The following is a 16,409-nucleotide window of genomic DNA, read 5'->3' on the forward strand; positions in this document are numbered from 1 at the left end:
GAGGGGCATGAGGACTCCTGACCCCGCCCCCCGCTCCCGCCCGGAGGAGGCGTTCGGGCGCCTGGACTGGCGCGCTCCCCACCGCGCCGGAATCCAGATGCGCTACGGCGATCTCGACACCATGGGGCACCTGAACAACGCCGTGTACGTGCAGTATCTCGAAACTTCGCGCGTGATCCTCATGACCGACCTCGGCGTGCCGCCCAGTCAGGACCGCTCGGTGATCGCCCGGCTGGAACTGGACTACCGGCACGAAATCCGCCCCGGCCAGACGGTGGTGGTCGAGACGCTGGTCGAGCGGATCGGCCACACCTCCTGGACCCTGGTCTCACGCGTGGTGGCCGACGGCGTGCCCTGCGCCTACGCCCGCACGGTGCAGGTGCGCGTCGACGCCGACCTGCGCCCGGTGCCCCTGGCCGGCGACCTGCGGGAGCGGCTCTCGGGGCTGCTGGCCCAGGAGACGGAACCCGTGGCCGGCGCGCCGGGCGGGGCATGAGCCGCGCGGCCTACGAGGACCGCGTGCTGTACCAGGGCGACCCCTGGGTCCGCCTGGACACCCTGCCCCGGCTGCTGGCCGAGGGTTGGCGGCGCACCCTGTCGGCAGGCGGGGTGGTCAGCGTGATCCGCACGCCCTTCCAGTGGGCGATGGCCAGCCCGGTCATCGAGATCGAGACGGGCGGCTACCTGGGCGACGTCGGGCTGTACGTCCCCGAGGTGCAACTTGCAGAAGCGCTGGCCCTGCTGGGCGAGTAGGCTGGCCCGCACGCTACAGTGAGGGTCTGAGCACGGCTGGAAGCGGTTCCTGACCGGGGAACCCCGGCACGGACACCACAGCGGCAGGGAGAGCAGGCGCGCCGCAGGCAGCGGCGGAGGACGGGAGGCGCAGTGACCATGACAGGACAGACGGCAGCGGAGCAGATCAGTATCGGCGTGGACGTGGGCGGCACCAAGATCGCCTGCGGGGTCCTGCGCGGCGAGCACCTTCTGGAGCGCCACGTGCAGCCCACGCCCGACACCGGCTGGGAAGGGGTCCTCGACGCCATCGCCGCGCAGGTGAAAGCCCTCCAGGCCGCGCAACCTGAGGCCCGCCTGATCGGGGTGGGGGTGCCGGGACCGCTGAACGCCGACCGCACCCGCGTCAAGTTCGCGCCCAACATCTACGGCTTTACCGACGTGCCGCTGGTCGACGGCCTGCGCGAGCGGCTGGGGCAGCGCATCATCCTGGAAAACGACGCCAAGGCCGCCGCCCTGGCCGAGGCCCACCTGGGCGCGGCGCGCGGCACCGAGAGCAGCGTGTACGTGACGGTCAGCACCGGCATCGGCGCGGGGCTGGTCCTGAACGGGCGACTGTGGCGCGGCCGCCACGGCATCGCGGGCGAGATCGGGCACATCACGGTGATGCCCGGCGGCCCCGTGAGCGGCGCGGGGCTGGACGGCGCGCTCGAGGCGGTCGCCAGCGGCACGGCCATCGCGCGCGACGCGAGCTACGCCCTGAACCGCGACGTGAGCACCGCCGAGGCCTTCTCGCTGGCCGAGCAGGGCCACCCAGCCGCGCGGCGCGTGGTCGCGCAGGCGCTGAGGCACATCGGCACGGCGCTGGCCGACCTGCAAAAGACCCTCGACCCCGAGGTGTTCGTGATCGGCGGGGGTGTCGCCAGCGTGGGCGACTACTTCTTCCAGGGCGTGCAGCGCGCCGCCGACGAATACTCGAAGGGCTTCGCGCCCGTCACCATCCGCCGCGCGCAGCTCGGCACCGACGCGGGCGTGATCGGTGCGGCACTCGCGGCGCGGCACGGCTGAACAGGGCTGGGGAGGCCGCCACCTGCGGGCCTCCCTACCTCTTTTACAGCCAGGCTTTCTTGCCCACCAGATACTCGCGCGCGAAGGCGTCATCGCTCTTGGTGAGGTAGATGATGCCCTCGACCAGGCCCAGCACGCCCAAAGCGAAGCTCAGGAGGCTGGCCAGGGGCAGGGTGATGAGAAAGCCCACTCCCAGCGTAATGATTCCCAGCAGGGTCGCCAGCACCCACACGCCGACGTTCAGGCCCAGCAGCACGGCGCCGGGACGGTTCATGCCCAGGTAGAACTTGTGTACGCCCAGGCTGCCCAGGAAGATCGCCAGCAGCCCCGCGATCAGCTTCTTCTGGGCCACGTCCCCGCCCGCGAGGCCGCCCACGTACGGAGCCACCGGACGGGCACCGTTCCACGCGTCCCGCGGCGGCTCCTGCGGCCACGCGCCGCGGGACGGCTCCGGCTCGGCATAGGTCGTTTCGGAGAAGGGGCGCCCGGTCGGAGGGGCGCTGGACGTGCGGGCCGGCCCCCCGGTCATGCGGCTCACCCAGGCGTCACTGGAAAAATCGTCGGGCCGGCCTGCACGGGTGGGCTCGGGAATCCGCAGATTTTCCGGGCCTTCCAGTGGGGTCCGCGGCGGCGCCGGGGGCGCCGGACGCTCCTTGCTCAGGTCGGGGCGGCCCGGGCCAGTCTGGGGCGCGGCGGCGGGAGCAGCCGAGGCCCCCAGCACCTCGTCCACCCACGAGGGCGCGTTGCCCTGGGGGGTCAGGTCCGGGTTGCCGGAGGGGTCGTCTCGCTTGGTCATGCTCCACAGTACGCGCCTGCGGGCGGGCGGGTTGCGTCGGCCAAAAGTGGGGCCGGGAAATCAGGGAGAGGCCCAAAGATACAGGCCGCGCCGGACGCAGAGGTCCGGGCGGCCTGGATACCTCCTGCCTACGCCCGTGCGCGGATCTCGTCGAGCGTGTCGCGCACGAGCAGGTCGCCGTCGCGGTACACCGTGCGCATCAGCGAGCCCGGAAAGTCGGTGTCGAAGGTGCGGTACTGCCGCGTGACGAGGCGCCCCCCCTCCTCGACGAGGTCGAGGACGCCGTCCTTGCTGCGTTTGCCAGGATCGGTCACGGGGTCCTTGTAGATACCCCGGTACTCGCCGTCGACGAGGCCCGCGCTGGCCTTGTAGGCGAAGCGCTGCGTGTCGCGGTCCACCTTCTGGAGCAGGGCGCCGCCCATGCCGAACGACACGTTCTCGGCGCTGTAGCCGTCCACCACGAGATTCTGGAGAATCTGCCCGATGGTCTGCTCGTCGATGCCGTCGCCCTGGATCACGCGGACGTGCCGCAGGACCTTGAAGCCCTTGCTGTTGGTGTCCGTGCCGTACTTGGCTGCCAGCGCGTGCACGGCGAGACGCACCATCGCAGGAGGGTCGCCGCTGTCCGGGCGTACAACGAGCGTCGCGCCGCTTTCCTCGACCTCACGACGCAGGGTCTCGCCCCAGTGCACGTTGATGGCGTATTTGAGGTCGTAGCTGTCGCTCACCACCGCGAATACCCCGCCGGGCTTGCCGAAGGTGCGCACCATGTTGCGGTAGGCGTCCACCTCGTGCTCCTTGCCCCAACTGGTGACGGTGCTGTGTTCGGCCGCCGGGATCGAGAACCCCGCAAGGTCGGCGCCGTAGTGGTTGCGGCCCACCCGCAGGGCTTCGAGGGTGTCTGTGCCCTGAAAGTTCACAAGATGGGCGAGAGCGCCCAGGCCCGCGCTCTCGCGGCTGCTCACGCCCCGGCTGCCAAAATCGTGCAGCTTGAAGGGCAGTTCCTCGGCGGCGCGGTCGCTCGTCTCCTCCAGCGCCTTGCCGATGATCTGGCGGATATGCCAGCTCTGGGTGCAGACCGTGATGGGGTACCACACCCGCATCAGCATCGTCTCGAACCAGCCGACGAGCCAGGGCAGCTCGGGATCAGTGTTCGTCACCGACATCAAGACGTTGTGGATAGGGACGAGCGAGCCTTCGGGCACCGCGCGGATTTCCAGCGGCAGCCGCCCGCCGTGTACGCGGACGACCCGCATCCAGCCGTCGTAGGGAAAGGGCTCGCCGTGCGCCTCGATCAGGGTGCGGGCCTCCTCGACCATCTCGGCCGTGACGCGGCGCGTCAGGTAGCGGTCCAGAATGTACTGGAGCCCGAAAAAGCGCGTGACCGGGTAGCGCCCGCCGCGCGACTCGAGGTAGCTGAACAGCCGCGTGGTGCCGGGGGGGTACTGCAGGAAGTGGCTGCTCTTGTAGCTATCGGTGTCGAGAATCAGGTTCTGGTCGGACAGGTGCGCACTCATGGCGGTCTCCTCCAGGGCGGCCCCTACAGGCAGGGCGTCCTTATGTCTCATAATCTAATTCTCTGTTTATGAGTCAGGTGAGACAAAAAGGGAGGAACGGCTGAAACCGTTCCCCTGGAGCCGCGCTGCTCAGTCGCGTTCGCGTTCGCGCTCGGCGTTGAGCTGGGCCTGAATCTGGGCCTGCCGCTGGCGCATGTAGTCCTGATGGAAGCGGCCCTCGTCGATGAGGTTGGTGCCCACCGTGAGCTGGCCGGTGGCGAGTTCACGCATGGCCTGGGTCACGAGGTTGTGGGTCCGCACGCGCTGCTCAACCGGCAGCACGCTGGGCGCGCCGCTGCGCAGTTGCAGGGCCCGCTTGGCCGTAACCACCGAGAGGCGGTACTTGCTGTCGGTCATCGAAAGCAACTTGTCGATATCTTTTTCTGCCATGTCTGTCTCCCCCGCGCCGCACTGGCCTCCTCATCTCCGGGACTGGACCGAGACCGGGGCGCATTTCAGCCACGCAGTCTACCGCCCACCGCCGGATCAGGGCAACTGTGAGGCGCACACTGCCGCGCGCGCGGCCCTCAGACCGTGTGGGTAGGGCCGGTAAAATTCACATCGTCACCCTCGGTGCGGGGAGGCCGGATGAGCAGGCGGTCCACACGCGGGCCGTCGATGTCCATGACCTCAATCTCCCAGCCCTCAATCTGGAGGGTGGTGCCCACGTGCGGAAACTCGCCCAGCAGATCGAGGACGTAGCCCGCCAGCGTGCTGAATTCCTCGCGCGGCAGTTCGGGCAGGGGCAGGTCCTCGCGCAGTTCGTGCATGGCCATGCTGCCGCCCACGAGGTAGCTGCCGTCGGCGCGGCGCACGATCCCTTCCTCGTCGGAAGTGTTCATCTCGACGCCGGCGAGCACCGAGAGCAGGTCGGTGATGCTCAGCAGACCCGTGAAGTCACCGTACTCGTCCACGATGACGGCCAGGCGGGCCTGCCCCTCGCCCTCAAGACGCTTCAGGGCGTCCTCAGCCCACGCCGATTCGGGAAGGTAGACGGCCGGGCGCACCAGATCGGCCAGCGATTCCCCGGTGTGCAGGGCGCGCAGCACATCAATGACGGCCACCTGCCCGACCACCTCGCCCTGTTCGTCGCGCACGAGGTAGCGGTCATGGTCCGAGGCGAGGACCGTATCCACGACCTCGGCCACCGACATCCGCACGTCAAGCGTGACCGCCTCCGAGCGCGGGGTCATGAGGTCGCGGACCCGGCGGTCGTTGAAGCGCAGCATGGCCCCGAAGCGGGCGTGCTCGGCCTCTTCCAGGCTGCCGCTGCGGGCGGCCTGAGACACCACGGCCTTGACGTCCTCCTCGGTGATGACCTCGGCGGACTCGCCCCGGACACCGATCAGGGCCAGCAACCCCCGCGAGGTGACGTCGAGCAGCCACACCACCGGCCGCGCCACCACCGAGAGCCCCGCAAAGAAAGGCGCCACCCGCGCCGCAAGGCTCTCGGGATTACGCAGCGCGATGTTCTTGGGCGCGAGTTCGCCCAGCACCAGCGACAGGAAGGTCACAAGTAGCACCACCGCGATGCTCGCCGCCGTGTCGGCCGCGTCCCCGAATACGGGACGCAGCAGCGGTTCGGCGTAGCGGGTCAGGCTGCCGCCCGCGAACACCGCGCTGATGGTGCCGATGAGGGTAATACCGATCTGCACGGTCGCCAGAAAGGCCCCCGGCCTATCGGCAAGGCGCACGGCCGCCGCCGCACCGCGCTCGCCCCGCGCCGCCGCCGCCTCCAGCCGGGAACGCCGCGCCGACACCACCCCCAGCTCGGACGCTGAAAAAAAGCCGTTGATCAGCAGCAGAAGGATGAGGATGCCGAACTCCAGCACGGGGTTGCCCACGGTTGGAGTGTACGGGAGGAAAGGGTCGGCCGGGCCTTTCTGAAGGACAGTTCAGTGTGGCCCCAGCCCGGAACGGGACAACCCGGCCGGAAAGACAAACAGATTGCCCGCAGGACGTATACTGCTCCGGTTATGCGGACGGTGACGGTTGGCACGCGGGGCTCGGCGCTCGCGCTCGCGCAGACGCGATGGGTCGTGGCGCGGCTCAAAGAGGAATGGCCGGAGACCGATTTCCGGATTCAGACCATCAGCACCAAGGGTGACCGCAGCCGCGAGAGCCTGGGGGCACTGGCCCAGAAAGGCGACAAGGGGTTCTGGGTCAAGGAGATCGAGGACGCCCTGCTGCAAAAGCAGGTCGACATCGCGGTGCATTCGCTCAAGGACCTCCCCACTGCGCAGCCCGACGGCCTCGAAGTGTCGTCCATTCCCAAGCGGGTGGACGCGCGCGACGTGCTCATCGGGCGTGAGGGCATGAAAAAGCTCGCGGACCTGCCCGAGGGCGCGCGCATCGGCACGAGCAGCGTGCGGCGCAAGGCCTTCCTGCGCGCCTACCGGCCCGACCTCGTGGTCAAGGACCTGCGCGGCAACATCGACACGCGGCTCGCGGCCATCGGCGGCGGAGAGTACGACGCGATCATCCTGGCGGCGGCGGGCCTCATCCGCACCGAGCAGCGCCACCGGATCGACGAGTTCGTGGCCCCCGACATCCTGCTGCCGGCCCCCGGCCAGGGCGCGCTGGCGCTGGAGACGCGCGCCGACGATGACCTGAACATCGAGGTGGTGTACGCGATTCACGACCACCTGACCGACGACCGCATCACCGCCGAGCGCGAGTTCCTGGCGGGGCTGGGCGCGGGCTGCATGGCCCCGGTGGGCGCGCACGCGACCATTAAGGGCGGCGTGCTGCTTCTGGAAGGCTGGGTCGGTGGGGTGGACGGCCGCAAGGTGATCCGCGCCGAGAGCAGCGGCGACGTGACCGAGTGCGCCGAACTGGGGGCCGAACTGGCCGCCGACATGCTCGCGCAGGGCGCGCAGGAGCTGATTGATGCCGCGCACAGCTGAGCCGCGTGGACGCGCGGGCCTGGGCCTCGCGCCCCTGAAGCCCGCCTTGGCCGGCCTGAACCTGTGCGCCGTGACCTGGGGCTTGGCCCTGCTGGCCGGCGCCGTCTGGCTGGGCGCGGGCCTGATGGAGCGCCCCGGCGAGCCGCTGGGCGAGGCTGTCCTGGCCGAGCTGCCGGTGACCCTGCTCGTGGTGCTGGGGGCGCTCATCGCCCTGGCGCCGCTGGGCGCGGCCTACCGCAAGCGCTGAGATGAGCACGGCAGCGCAGGACCCTGCACCCGGAGGCCAGCGGCGTCTGGCCGTCATCCATACCGGGGGCACCATCGCCAGCCGGCCCAGCCCCGACGGCAGCGGCGTGAAGCCGCAGGGTGCTCCCAGCGTGCCGGGCCTGCGGGACACGCATCTCAGCGAGTACCTGCCCTTCACGCTGCCCAGCCCGCACGTGACCCCGGCGCACATGCTGCGGCTCGCCCGGCTAATCGAGGAGATCGGCCCCGGCCACAACGGGATCGTGGTGACGCACGGCACCGACACGCTGGAGGAGACGGCGTACCTGCTGCATCTGGTGTTGCCCGCCGGCCTGCCCCCCGTGGTCCTGACCGGCAGCATGAGGCACGCCGGCGAGGTCTCGTGGGACGGCCCCGGCAATCTGCTTGACGCCGCGCTGGTGGCCCTGGACCCCCGGACGGCCGGGCGCGGGCCGCTTGTGGCCTTTGGCGGCGACCTATTCGACGCGCGCACCGTGACCAAGGTGCACACGAGCGCGGTGGACGCCTTCGGGGGCTCCCCCGGCCCCATCGGCCGCGCCGACCGCACCGGTGACGAGGCGAGCGGGTACGGCGCGCAGGTGCACTACTTCGCCACGCCCGAGCCGCGCCCGACCTACGCCCCGGCGGCGCTGGGCGCCCGCGTGGAGGTCCTATACGCCTACGCCGGCTGGCAGGGCGAGGGCTACGCCGAGGCCGCCGCGCGGGCCGACGGACTGGTCATCGCCGCGCTGGGCACCGGCAACCTGCCGCCCGAACTGCTGCCCCTGATTGAGGCGACAGAAAAGCCTGTAGTCATCGCCACGCGCACGCACACCGGCCCCATCCTGCCGGTGTACGGCTACGCGGGCGGCGGCGCGACCCTGGTGGCCGCCGGCGCCATCCCGGCCAGTTTCCTGAACGCCCACAAGGCGCGCCTGCTGCTGCTCGTGCTGCTGAGCCTGGGCATGGACCGGGAGGAAATCCGGGGCGTGTTCACAGGCGGGCGGTACTAGACCGGTGGGGAAGGAGGCGCAGGCGTGCACCGACCAGCGCCCCTCTTCCCGCTGAGACTCAGGGAATCAGTTCCTCCAGCCGGGCCACGCGCTCCCGCAGGGTCCCCAGGTCGGGGGCCACCACGTTGACGTGCCCCAGCTTGCGGCCGGCGCGCGGGGCCTTGTGGTACAGGTGGACATGCGTGCCGGGCAGCGCGTCTATGGCGGCCCACTGCGGCTCCCGGCCCTTCACACCGACCACGTTCACCATCGCGCAGGGCAGCAGCGGCCGCCAGTCGGCGAGCGGCAATCCCAGTACGGCCCGTACCTGGGCCTCGAACTGGCTCAGGCCGCCGCCGTCCTGCGTCAGGTGCCCGGAGTTGTGGACGCGCGGCGCGACCTCGTTCGCGAGCAACGTGCCGCCGGGCAGCAGGAAAAACTCGACGGTCAGCAGGCCCTCCAGCCCCCAGGCCTCGGCGATGGCGCGGGCAGCCTCGCGGGCCCGCGCCTCGGTGTCTTCCGGGCCCGTACTTTCGGGAACAGCAACCGGGTAGACGCTGGTGCGCAGGATGCCGTCCCGGTGCACGTTCTCGATGAGCGGCCCGAAAGCCAGCTCGCCGCCCGCCGTGCGCGCCACGCTCAGACTGACCTCGCGCTCGAAGGCCACCAGACCCTCCAGCACGCAGGACACGCGGCCCAGAGCGGCCCAGGCCTCGGCCAGCTCGCCCTGGGTAGACACGCGCGCCTGCCCCTTGCCGTCGTAGCCCAGCTCGGAGGTCTTGAGGATGCCCCGGCCGCCGACCCGCTCCAGCGCGCCGTCCAAGTCGGCTTCGGTCTCGACAGCCACGAACGGCGCGGTCTGGACCCCGGCCGCGCGCAGGGCTGCCTTCTCGCGGGCGCGGTGCTTGCTGCGCGCAAGCAACTCGCCGCCCGGGCGCACCGGCACGCGCCCCGACAGCGCGTCCAGGGCCGCGACCGGCACGTTCTCGAATTCCAGGGTCACGGCGTCGCATTCGGCCAGGGCGTCCAACCCGGCGGGGTCGGTGTAGGGGGCCTGGAGGTGATCGGCACACAGGCGTGCGGGGGCCTGCGGGTCGGGCTCCAGCACCCGCACCCGCACCCCCAGCGGCAGCGCCGCGAGCGCGAGCATCTGCGCCAGTTGCCCGCCGCCGAGGATGCCCAGGGTCGGGCCCGCGAACGTCTCGGCCTTTCCGGTAGGCGCGCTCACGCCTCGCCCGCCTGGGGGTGGCCGTCAAAATACGGCTCGTCCAGCACCGCCCGCGTCTGGGCCTGCCGGAAAGCCTCCAAGCGGCCCCGCACGCCGGGGTCGGTCGTGGCGAGCAGGGCCGCGGCGAACAGCGCGGCATTCTTGGCCCCCGCCTCCCCGATGGCGAACGTGGCGACCGGCACGCCGGCGGGCATCTGCACGATGCTCAGGAGCGAGTCCTGGCCGCTCAGGGCGCGCGACTGCACCGGCACGCCCAGCACCGGCACGCGCGTGAAGGCCGCGAGCATCCCCGGCAGGTGGGCCGCGCCGCCCGCCCCGGCGATGACGCAGCTCAGGTTCAGGCGTTCGGCCCGCGCGGCGTAGCTGGCGAGCAGCTCCGGCGTGCGGTGGGCCGACAGCACCCGGACCTCGTAGGGCACGCCCAACTCGCCCAGCACCTTCAGTGCCCCTTCCATCGTCGCGAAATCGCTGCGCGATCCCATCACCACGCCCACGCGGGGCGGCTGCACGTCGTTCGTCACGCCCCGCATGGTAGTGGGTTGTAGGAAGGAGGGAGTGGGGAGGGGGCGACAGCCGATCCGTTGGCCCTCTGGCCCGCCGCCCTCCCTTTCCCTGCCCTCCTACTCCCCGAGGATGTCCCGCGCGATCTGCGCCAGCGCCCCGCGCGCGCCCATGCGCTCCTGGCCCTGGGCGCGGGCGAAGGCGAGGCGGCGACTGTCCTGCAACAGCGCCCGCACGGCAGCGGCAACGGCCTGCGGGTCGGGGGCGCTGAGGGTCAGGGCCGCGCCGAGCAGCCGGGCCTGCCGCGCCGCGAAGCCGGGTACGTACTGCGGCCCGGCGGTCGGGAAGCCGATGACCGGCACCCCCAGGGCCGCCGCCTGCTCGCTGGCAGTGCCCGCCGTCCCCAGGGCCAGCCCCCCGGAGTCGGCAGCGGCATGGAGGAGGACCGAGAAGGCGCCGCGCAGCAGTCCCACCCGCAGAGCACCGGGCAGGGCGTCGCCGCGCGTGGCCCAGGCGAGCGAACCGGACTCGGCCCGGACCTCCCAGCCAGGGAGGGGGGGCAGCTCGGCCCAGTCGCGGGGCCACGCCACGAGCGCCTGCGCCTCGGGCAGCAGAGCAGCGGCGTCCAGCATCACCGGCAGTGAGGTCCGGGCGTCGCCACGCTGCCCCGGCAGCAGCGCCAGCACCGCGCGCCCGTCCCGTACCCCCGCCAGGTCGCGTTCGGGCGGCGGCAGGATGTCGGGCGCGAAGCCTCCCCGGTAGGCGGCGTTCACGCCCCGGCGGGCGAGGTGCCGGGCCGAGGCCGCGTCGCGGGTGTAGACCCGCTCGGCGCGGCGGCCCAGCGCGGTCTCCCAGGGCATGAAGGCGTTGGCGCCCAGCGCGTTCAGCTCGCGCAGGTGGTCCCACAGCCCCATGTCCTGGGCGTACAGCACCGACACGAGCGGTTGCAGGTGCACGAGCGGCAGCCGGGGCCGCGTGCGGGCGCCGGGCACCGCTCCTGCGGCCAGCGCCCCGAGCGCCAGCGCGTAGGTGTCGCCCACCACGGTCACGCCCCCGACCTCCGCGCCCCGCAGCCGGGCGGCGACCATCTGCCCCAGCGACGTGCCCACCAGTCCGGCCCGCAGGTCGGCGCGCAAGTTCTCCAGACTGCCGAAGGGAAACCCCCCAGAAGGCAGGTTCAGCGTCGGCCCGGCGACCTCGGCCACGCCCGCGTAGGCCCGGCCCTCCCCCACCAGCGGCAGGGCCTTCAGGATCAGGTCCGGCGAGCGGCGACGCAGTTCGCGGGCCAGCGCCGCGCCGATGAGGTCTTCGGCGTGGCCGTTGGAGATCAGAAGCAGGGCGGAGGCAGGCATTCGCCCTATGTCTATCAAGCCGGGGGGGCCCAGGCCCGCGCTACGCTCGCCACATGTCCGACCTGCTCAGAGTGCGCGCCGCCTGGGGTACCCGCCCACTGCTGGGGGTGGCCGCCGGGCTACTCATCGAGAACGAACGCGGCGAGGCGCTGCTCCAGCGGCGGGGCGACGACGGCCTGTGGGGCTTTCCGGGCGGCGGGGTCGAGAGCGGCGAGGACTTTCTGGCGGCGGCGCGGCGAGAACTGCGCGAGGAAACCGGCCTGGACTGCCCTGACCTGACGTGGCTGGGCCTGCGCGATGGGCTGGTCAGCGGCCCGGACCTGTACCACCGCTACCCGCACGGCGACGAGATCTACATCGTGGACGTGCTGTTCTACGGCACGCTGCCCACCAGCGCCCTGGCCGGGGCCCACCCCGACGACAGCGGCGAGACGCTAGAGCTCGGCTGGTTCGCCCCCGACACCCTCCCTCCCATCAGCGGGAGCATCAATGTGGTGTGTCTGAACATCCTGCGCCGCCGGGCGGGCCTGCCGCCGCTGGCCCTGCCACCCCGACGCGCGCCGAGTCGTGATCCCGGCTACTGGGCCGATCTCTCGGGGCTGCTGCGGGGACAGCCCTGGTTCGTGCCCGGCGCGAGCGTGTACGTGGAGGACGACTCGGGCCGTCTGCTGCTGCTGCGCGACGCTGAGAGCGGCCGGTGGACCCTGCCCGGCGGCAAGCTGGAGCCCGGCGAGAGTCTGGAAGCCTGCGCCCGCCGCGAGCTGCGTGAGGAGACTGGGCTGGAGGCCGCCTCGCTGGAGCCGCTGCACCTCCTGGCCGGTCCGGAATTCCGTTACCGCGACGACACAGGAGTCTGGGATTCGGTCGGGGTGGTCTACCGGGCGCGGGGGGTAAGCGGAGAGGTGCGGCTGCCCGCCGCCGAGCTCACGGAGGCGCAGTATATGCGGGCCGCCGAGCTCCGCGACCTGGACCTGCTCGGGCCGCACACGCGCCGGGCCGTGGCGCTGTGGCAGGAGGCTCAGGCCGGGGCCGCAAGCCCGGTGTGACGGTCCTCGCGGGCGAACGGAGGGACACAGAAGAGGGGCGGCCGCAGGCTTCCACGCCCCGGCGCCCCCCTCTAGCCCCTACTTCTCGCGGATGCTCCAGTTCCGGTCGCGCACGGCTCCGATCAGGCGCTCCATCACCGGGTCCACCTCGGCGTCGGTCAGGGTCTTCTCACCCCGGAAGACCAGGCGCACGGCCACGCTGCGCCGGCCCTCGCCCACCTGCTCGCCCTGGTACACATCGAACGGCTCCACGCTTTCGAGCAGCCCGCCCGCCTCGGCGCGCAGCAGGGCGGCCAGTTCGCCGTAGCTGACTTCCAGCGGCAGGGTCACGGCGAGGTCGCGCCACGCGGCCGGCGCGCGGCTGGGATCGCGGAAGGCCCACTCGCGTTCCGGTAGCGGCAGTGAGACTTCCAGCACGAAGGTGTCGCCCCCCAGACCGAACGCCTGCGCGGTCTCGGGGTGTAGGGCGCCCAGAAAGCCGACCGCCTGCCCGTTCCAAACAACCTCGCCCGCGATGCCGGGGTGCAGGGCGGCGGGGACGGCTTCGCCCCGCAACTGCCGCAGCTCGAAGGCCGCGCCCCGGCTGGCCGCGAAGCCTGCCACCAGCCCGGTGAAGACCCGCAGGCCCCCTGCCACGCCCGGCTGGTCGGTTTTGGGCGCCAGCGGGCCGCGCATGAGCAGGCCTAGGCGCTCGGCCTCGCCGCTGGCCGGGAACACCCGCCCCAGCTCGAACAGCAGCGTCCGCTCGCCTGTGGGGTGGCCCTGCGCCGCTTTGAGCAGGCTCGGGTACAGCGCCGTGCGCAGACTGGTGCGGTCGGCGGTCAGGGGGTTGCGCAGACGCACGCCCGGCGCCTCGGTGCGTGCTCGGGCGGCCTCCTCGTCACTGGTGAAGGTGTAGGTCACGACCTCCTGGAAGCCCAGACCCGACAGGGCGCGGCGAAGGGCCGTGCGCGCGGTGTTCGCCGCCGACGCGCCGACATTGCTGTCGTGGACCCGCAGGCCCGGCAGCGTCTCGGGGAGCTCGGCGTAGCCGTGCAGGCGGGCCACTTCCTCGGCGAGGTCCTGCCAGATCGCCATGTCCACCCGCCAGGAGGGCGGCGTGACGGTGAGGGTATCGCCCTCGCCCGCCACCTCGGCACCCAGGCGGGTGAGGAGAGCGCGCATCTCGGCGGTGTCGACGTGCATCCCCAGCAGCGCGCGGATCTGGTCGCCGGTCGCGTTGATCTGGCCCGGAAGTTCCGGCTTGCCGACGACCGTCATGCCGCCCTCGGGCGCGCCACCGCCGTACTCGGCGAGCAGCCCGGCCACCCGGCACGCGGCGCGCGGCGCGAGCAGCGGGTCCACGCCGCGCTCGTAGCGGTACACGGCGTCGGTCTTGAGACCCAGGCGGGTCGAGGTGCGCCGCAGCAGCACGGGGTCAAAGTGCGCCGACTCGATCACCACGTCCGCCGTATCGGCCCGCACGTGCCCGTGGTCGCCGCCCACGATGCCCGCGATGCCTAGCACGTGCACGCCTGCCTTCGGCTCCCCCGCCGACGCGAAGGCCTCGGCGACGGTCGGCAGGCTGCCCGCTGCGCCGTCGAGAATCAGGAGGTCCTCGGGGCCAGTCTCGTGCGTCTTGCCCAGCAGGTCTTTGACCCGCTCGCCCTGACGCAGCCCGAAGGCCACCATGATCTGGTCGCCCGCGACGTCACGGCGGTCATACAGCGCGGTCGGCTGCCCGAGTTCGAGCATCACGTAGTTGCTCGTGTCCACGATCAGGTCGATGGAGCGCATCCCGCTCAGGGTCAGGCGGCGCTGCATCCACAGCGGGGCGGGACCGTTGTGCACGCCGCTCACCGCACGTGCGGCGAAGTGGTCGCAGCCGAAACGCAGCTTGCGCGAGGGGTCGCGCTCGAGCACGAGGCCCCGCGGCGGCAGGGTCACGCGGACCTGGCCCTCGCCCTGGGCCGGTGCTCCGGCGGGCGGCTCACGCAATTCCAGGTTCAGGAAGGCGGCGAGGTCGCGCGCCAGCCCCAGGGCACTCAGGACGTCGGCGCGGTTGGGCGTGACCTCCACGTCCAGCACGGCGTCGGCACTCCACAGTTCGCGCATGGGCGTGCCGGGGGTGGCCGTGCCGGCGGGGAACAGCAGCAGCCCCGCGCTCGCCTCGCCGATGCCGAGCTCCTTGGCGCTCGCGGCCATGCCCCACGACGCCACGCCCTGCAACGGGCGCACGCCGTACTCGACGCCGCCCAGCGTGGTGCCGGGGGTCACGAGGGCCAGCATGGTGCCGGCCGCGAGGCCCACCGCGTTCGGCGCGCCGCTGGCGATGACCCGCTCGCCGTGTTCGCCTACATCCAGAGTCAGGCGCGTCAGGGCCGTGCCTTCGATGGGCGAGGCCTCCGTCACAGCGACGAGCAGGACCCCGGCGGGCGGCGCGGGCACCTCCTCGACGCCCTCCAGGGGCAGGCCGAGGCCGGCGAGAATGGGTTCGAGCTCATGAACGGGCGGCAGGCCCGGCACGAGGTCCTTGAGCCAGGAATAGGGCAGTTTCATAGAGTCTCCAGCAGGCCGCGCACAGCGGGGCGGATTGTTTCGGGCAGCAGGTTCACGGCGTCTAGGCGCTCCAGCGCCACCCACTGCGGGTCGTAGCGGTTTTCGTCGCTCTGGCGGATGCCCTCGGGGCCGTCGCCCAGGCGCATCTCGCCCGAGACGGCCGATACGCGGAAGTAGTGCTCGCGGCTGCCCAGGGTCTCCAGCACGGCGAGTTCTTCCTCGACCGTCACCACGAGGTTCACCTCTTCGAGCATCTCGCGGGCGCAGGCCTGCGCGGGCGTCTCGCCGGCCTCAATCCCCCCGCCGGGCAGGGTGGCGTAGGCGCGTCCCGCCTTGCGCCGCAGCATGAGCAGCACCTCGCCGGGCCGGGTCAGGATGCCCACGGCACGTTCTCTGCCGGTCGTGGTTTCGGGGACGCTCACGGGGTCACGCCGTCCAGCAGCCAGCTCACGGCCGCCTGCGCGTGCAGGGCCGTCGTGTCGAAGGTGGGCACGGGCGAGTCCTGCGGTCCCACCAGCAGAGGAATCTCGGTGCAGCCCAGGATGATGCCCTGCGCGCCGCGCGCCGCCAGACCCTCCATAACGGCGCGGTAGCCCTCGCGGGCCTCGGGCCGGATGTCGTTGCGGCACAGCTCGTCGAAGATGACGCGGTGGACCTCGGCGCGCTCGGCCGCCTCGGGCACGATGGTTTCGATGCCGAAGCGCTCCTGGAGGCGGTCCTTGTAGAAGGGCTGTTCCATCGTGAAGGCGGTGGCGATGAGGCCCACCCGCTCCACACCCGCCGCCTTCAGGGCCGTGCCCGTGCTGTCCACGATGTGGAGCAGCGGAATGTCGAGCATGTCCGCGATCTGCGGCGCGACGAGGTGCATGGTGTTCGTGGCAATGAGCATGGCTCCGGCTCCGGCATCCTGGAGGCGACGGGCGGCCCCGCCCAGCAGTTCGGCGGCCTCGTCCCAGGCGCCCGCCTTCTGCAGTGCGACGACCTGCGCGAAGTCGAAGGAGTGCAGCAGCAGCGGTGCCGAGTGCAGGCCGCCCTCACGATCGGCGTAGGCCGTGTTGATCTGGCGGTAGTACTCGGCCGTGCTGGTCCAACTCATGCCGCCGAGAATGCCGAGGGTCCGTTGGGGAAGATGGGTCATGCTGATTCTCCGTATACGCGGTGATAAAGGTTGTTCAACACCGGCAGAACTTTTTCGGCTAGAAGCAAGCCCAGGCCGTGAACGTCCTGGTCCTGGATGTCTTGGATGAGCCGCCGCAAGGACTCGGCATCGTCATTTAGACTGCCGACGCCGTAGGTCACGGGTTCCTTCGTCACGTCATACAGTTCATCGGCGTCCAGAATCGTCCAGTACATATCGTCCTGGCCCGGTAATGAGAGCGAGAATCTTCGGACGTCCGCCGCGATCATCTCCAGGGCCAGCGCCAGTTCTTCAGGTTGAAGCATGCCCT

18 protein-coding genes are annotated in these 16,409 nt (G+C 71.5%); 7 read left to right on the plus strand and 11 right to left on the minus strand.

Annotated elements, in window-relative coordinates; translation table 11 throughout:
* The first annotated feature begins 7 nt into the window (after positions 1-7).
* From ASF71_RS21620 to ASF71_RS21630, 3 genes are all read left to right on the plus strand, one after another.
* Positions 8-496 (plus strand): thioesterase family protein, encoded by a 489-nt coding sequence (locus tag ASF71_RS21620; RefSeq protein WP_056304005.1) that lies wholly within the window; start codon positions 8-10, stop codon positions 494-496.
* A complete protein-coding gene (locus ASF71_RS21625; protein WP_056304008.1) occupies positions 493-753 on the plus strand; it encodes a hypothetical protein in 261 nt (86 codons plus the stop codon). Before ASF71_RS21620 ends, ASF71_RS21625 begins: the two co-directional genes overlap by 4 nt.
* A gap of 138 nt (positions 754-891) precedes the next feature.
* Positions 892-1,800, plus strand: coding sequence for an ROK family protein (locus ASF71_RS21630; protein WP_056304164.1), 909 nt, complete (start codon positions 892-894; stop codon positions 1,798-1,800).
* Between the two features lie 43 nt (positions 1,801-1,843).
* Here the strand turns inward: ASF71_RS21630 and ASF71_RS21635 are convergent, their stop codons facing one another.
* The 4 genes from ASF71_RS21635 to ASF71_RS21650 form a co-directional block, all read right to left on the minus strand.
* Entirely contained in the window at positions 1,844-2,596 is a 753-nt protein-coding gene (locus ASF71_RS21635; protein WP_056304009.1) for a TM2 domain-containing protein, read from the minus strand.
* A gap of 128 nt (positions 2,597-2,724) precedes the next feature.
* Positions 2,725-4,113, minus strand: a complete 1,389-nt coding sequence (locus ASF71_RS21640) for a nicotinate phosphoribosyltransferase (RefSeq protein ID WP_056304167.1) — start codon at positions 4,111-4,113, stop codon at positions 2,725-2,727.
* 129 nt (positions 4,114-4,242) lie between these two features.
* The gene (gene rpoZ, locus ASF71_RS21645; RefSeq protein WP_014686077.1) at positions 4,243-4,542 is read right to left on the minus strand and encodes a DNA-directed RNA polymerase subunit omega; all 300 of its coding nucleotides are present in this window, start codon (positions 4,540-4,542) and stop codon (positions 4,243-4,245) included.
* A 137-nt stretch (positions 4,543-4,679) separates the two neighbouring features.
* On the minus strand, positions 4,680-5,996 hold the full coding sequence (locus tag ASF71_RS21650; protein WP_056304011.1) for a hemolysin family protein: 1,317 nt from the start codon (positions 5,994-5,996) through the stop codon (positions 4,680-4,682).
* 132 nt (positions 5,997-6,128) lie between these two features.
* On the opposite strand from ASF71_RS21650, the gene hemC reads away from it, so the two are divergent.
* From hemC to ASF71_RS21665, 3 genes are read left to right on the plus strand one after another with little or no spacing between them, the layout of a single operon-like run.
* The gene (gene hemC, locus ASF71_RS21655; protein WP_056304013.1) at positions 6,129-7,058 is read left to right on the plus strand and encodes a hydroxymethylbilane synthase; all 930 of its coding nucleotides are present in this window, start codon (positions 6,129-6,131) and stop codon (positions 7,056-7,058) included.
* Positions 7,042-7,305, plus strand: a complete 264-nt coding sequence (locus ASF71_RS21660) for a hypothetical protein (RefSeq protein ID WP_056304015.1) — start codon at positions 7,042-7,044, stop codon at positions 7,303-7,305. Before hemC ends, ASF71_RS21660 begins: the two co-directional genes overlap by 17 nt.
* Position 7,306: 1 nt before the next feature.
* A complete protein-coding gene (locus ASF71_RS21665) occupies positions 7,307-8,317 on the plus strand; it encodes an asparaginase (RefSeq protein WP_056304017.1) in 1,011 nt (336 codons plus the stop codon).
* Between the two features lie 58 nt (positions 8,318-8,375).
* On the opposite strand, the gene purK is transcribed toward ASF71_RS21665, so the two are convergent.
* The 3 genes from purK to ASF71_RS21680 form a co-directional block, all read right to left on the minus strand.
* Complete coding sequence (gene purK, locus ASF71_RS21670) at positions 8,376-9,524, minus strand: 5-(carboxyamino)imidazole ribonucleotide synthase (protein ID WP_255354765.1); 1,149 nt, start codon at positions 9,522-9,524, stop codon at positions 8,376-8,378.
* On the minus strand, positions 9,521-10,054 hold the full coding sequence (purE, locus tag ASF71_RS21675; protein ID WP_056304019.1) for a 5-(carboxyamino)imidazole ribonucleotide mutase: 534 nt from the start codon (positions 10,052-10,054) through the stop codon (positions 9,521-9,523). The genes purK and purE overlap by 4 nt, the downstream gene beginning before the upstream one ends.
* A gap of 90 nt (positions 10,055-10,144) precedes the next feature.
* Positions 10,145-11,377 carry a lipid-A-disaccharide synthase-related protein gene (locus ASF71_RS21680; protein ID WP_056304021.1) on the minus strand — a complete coding sequence of 411 codons (1,233 nt, stop codon included), beginning with the start codon at positions 11,375-11,377 and terminating at the stop codon, positions 10,145-10,147.
* A 53-nt stretch (positions 11,378-11,430) separates the two neighbouring features.
* Here ASF71_RS21680 and ASF71_RS21685 point away from each other — a divergent pair, with 53 nt between their 5' ends.
* Positions 11,431-12,423 (plus strand): NUDIX domain-containing protein, encoded by a 993-nt coding sequence (locus tag ASF71_RS21685; RefSeq protein WP_056304023.1) that lies wholly within the window; start codon positions 11,431-11,433, stop codon positions 12,421-12,423.
* A gap of 78 nt (positions 12,424-12,501) precedes the next feature.
* On the opposite strand, the gene ASF71_RS21690 is transcribed toward ASF71_RS21685, so the two are convergent.
* From ASF71_RS21690 to ASF71_RS21705, 4 genes are read right to left on the minus strand one after another with little or no spacing between them, the layout of a single operon-like run.
* Positions 12,502-14,961, minus strand: coding sequence for a phenylalanine--tRNA ligase subunit beta (locus ASF71_RS21690; protein WP_056304025.1), 2,460 nt, complete (start codon positions 14,959-14,961; stop codon positions 12,502-12,504).
* The gene (locus ASF71_RS21695; RefSeq protein WP_235514688.1) at positions 14,958-15,383 is read right to left on the minus strand and encodes an NUDIX domain-containing protein; all 426 of its coding nucleotides are present in this window, start codon (positions 15,381-15,383) and stop codon (positions 14,958-14,960) included. Before ASF71_RS21695 ends, ASF71_RS21690 begins: the two co-directional genes overlap by 4 nt.
* On the minus strand, positions 15,380-16,099 hold the full coding sequence (locus tag ASF71_RS21700) for an aspartate/glutamate racemase family protein (RefSeq protein WP_056304027.1): 720 nt from the start codon (positions 16,097-16,099) through the stop codon (positions 15,380-15,382). Before ASF71_RS21700 ends, ASF71_RS21695 begins: the two co-directional genes overlap by 4 nt.
* Positions 16,096-16,404, minus strand: coding sequence for a hypothetical protein (locus ASF71_RS21705; RefSeq protein ID WP_056304029.1), 309 nt, complete (start codon positions 16,402-16,404; stop codon positions 16,096-16,098). Before ASF71_RS21705 ends, ASF71_RS21700 begins: the two co-directional genes overlap by 4 nt.
* Positions 16,405-16,409 lie beyond the last annotated feature (5 nt).

The organism is Deinococcus sp. Leaf326, assembly GCF_001424185.1.
Classification (GTDB): domain Bacteria; phylum Deinococcota; class Deinococci; order Deinococcales; family Deinococcaceae; genus Deinococcus.

Coding starts and splice junctions, on each gene's coding strand:
- ASF71_RS21705 (WP_056304029.1), bottom strand. CDS start 16,404: ATGCTTCAACCTGAAGAACTGGCGCTGGCCCTGGAGATGATCGCGGCG.
- ASF71_RS21635 (WP_056304009.1), bottom strand. CDS start 2,596: ATGACCAAGCGAGACGACCCCTCCGGCAACCCGGACCTGACCCCCCAG.
- hemC (WP_056304013.1), top strand. CDS start 6,129: ATGCGGACGGTGACGGTTGGCACGCGGGGCTCGGCGCTCGCGCTCGCG.
- ASF71_RS21665 (WP_056304017.1), top strand. CDS start 7,307: ATGAGCACGGCAGCGCAGGACCCTGCACCCGGAGGCCAGCGGCGTCTG.
- ASF71_RS21680 (WP_056304021.1), bottom strand. CDS start 11,377: ATGCCTGCCTCCGCCCTGCTTCTGATCTCCAACGGCCACGCCGAAGAC.
- ASF71_RS21690 (WP_056304025.1), bottom strand. CDS start 14,961: ATGAAACTGCCCTATTCCTGGCTCAAGGACCTCGTGCCGGGCCTGCCG.
- ASF71_RS21660 (WP_056304015.1), top strand. CDS start 7,042: ATGCCGCGCACAGCTGAGCCGCGTGGACGCGCGGGCCTGGGCCTCGCG.
- purE (WP_056304019.1), bottom strand. CDS start 10,054: ATGCGGGGCGTGACGAACGACGTGCAGCCGCCCCGCGTGGGCGTGGTG.
- ASF71_RS21640 (WP_056304167.1), bottom strand. CDS start 4,113: ATGAGTGCGCACCTGTCCGACCAGAACCTGATTCTCGACACCGATAGC.
- ASF71_RS21620 (WP_056304005.1), top strand. CDS start 8: ATGAGGACTCCTGACCCCGCCCCCCGCTCCCGCCCGGAGGAGGCGTTC.
- ASF71_RS21630 (WP_056304164.1), top strand. CDS start 892: ATGACAGGACAGACGGCAGCGGAGCAGATCAGTATCGGCGTGGACGTG.
- ASF71_RS21700 (WP_056304027.1), bottom strand. CDS start 16,099: ATGACCCATCTTCCCCAACGGACCCTCGGCATTCTCGGCGGCATGAGT.
- rpoZ (WP_014686077.1), bottom strand. CDS start 4,542: ATGGCAGAAAAAGATATCGACAAGTTGCTTTCGATGACCGACAGCAAG.
- ASF71_RS21625 (WP_056304008.1), top strand. CDS start 493: ATGAGCCGCGCGGCCTACGAGGACCGCGTGCTGTACCAGGGCGACCCC.
- ASF71_RS21685 (WP_056304023.1), top strand. CDS start 11,431: ATGTCCGACCTGCTCAGAGTGCGCGCCGCCTGGGGTACCCGCCCACTG.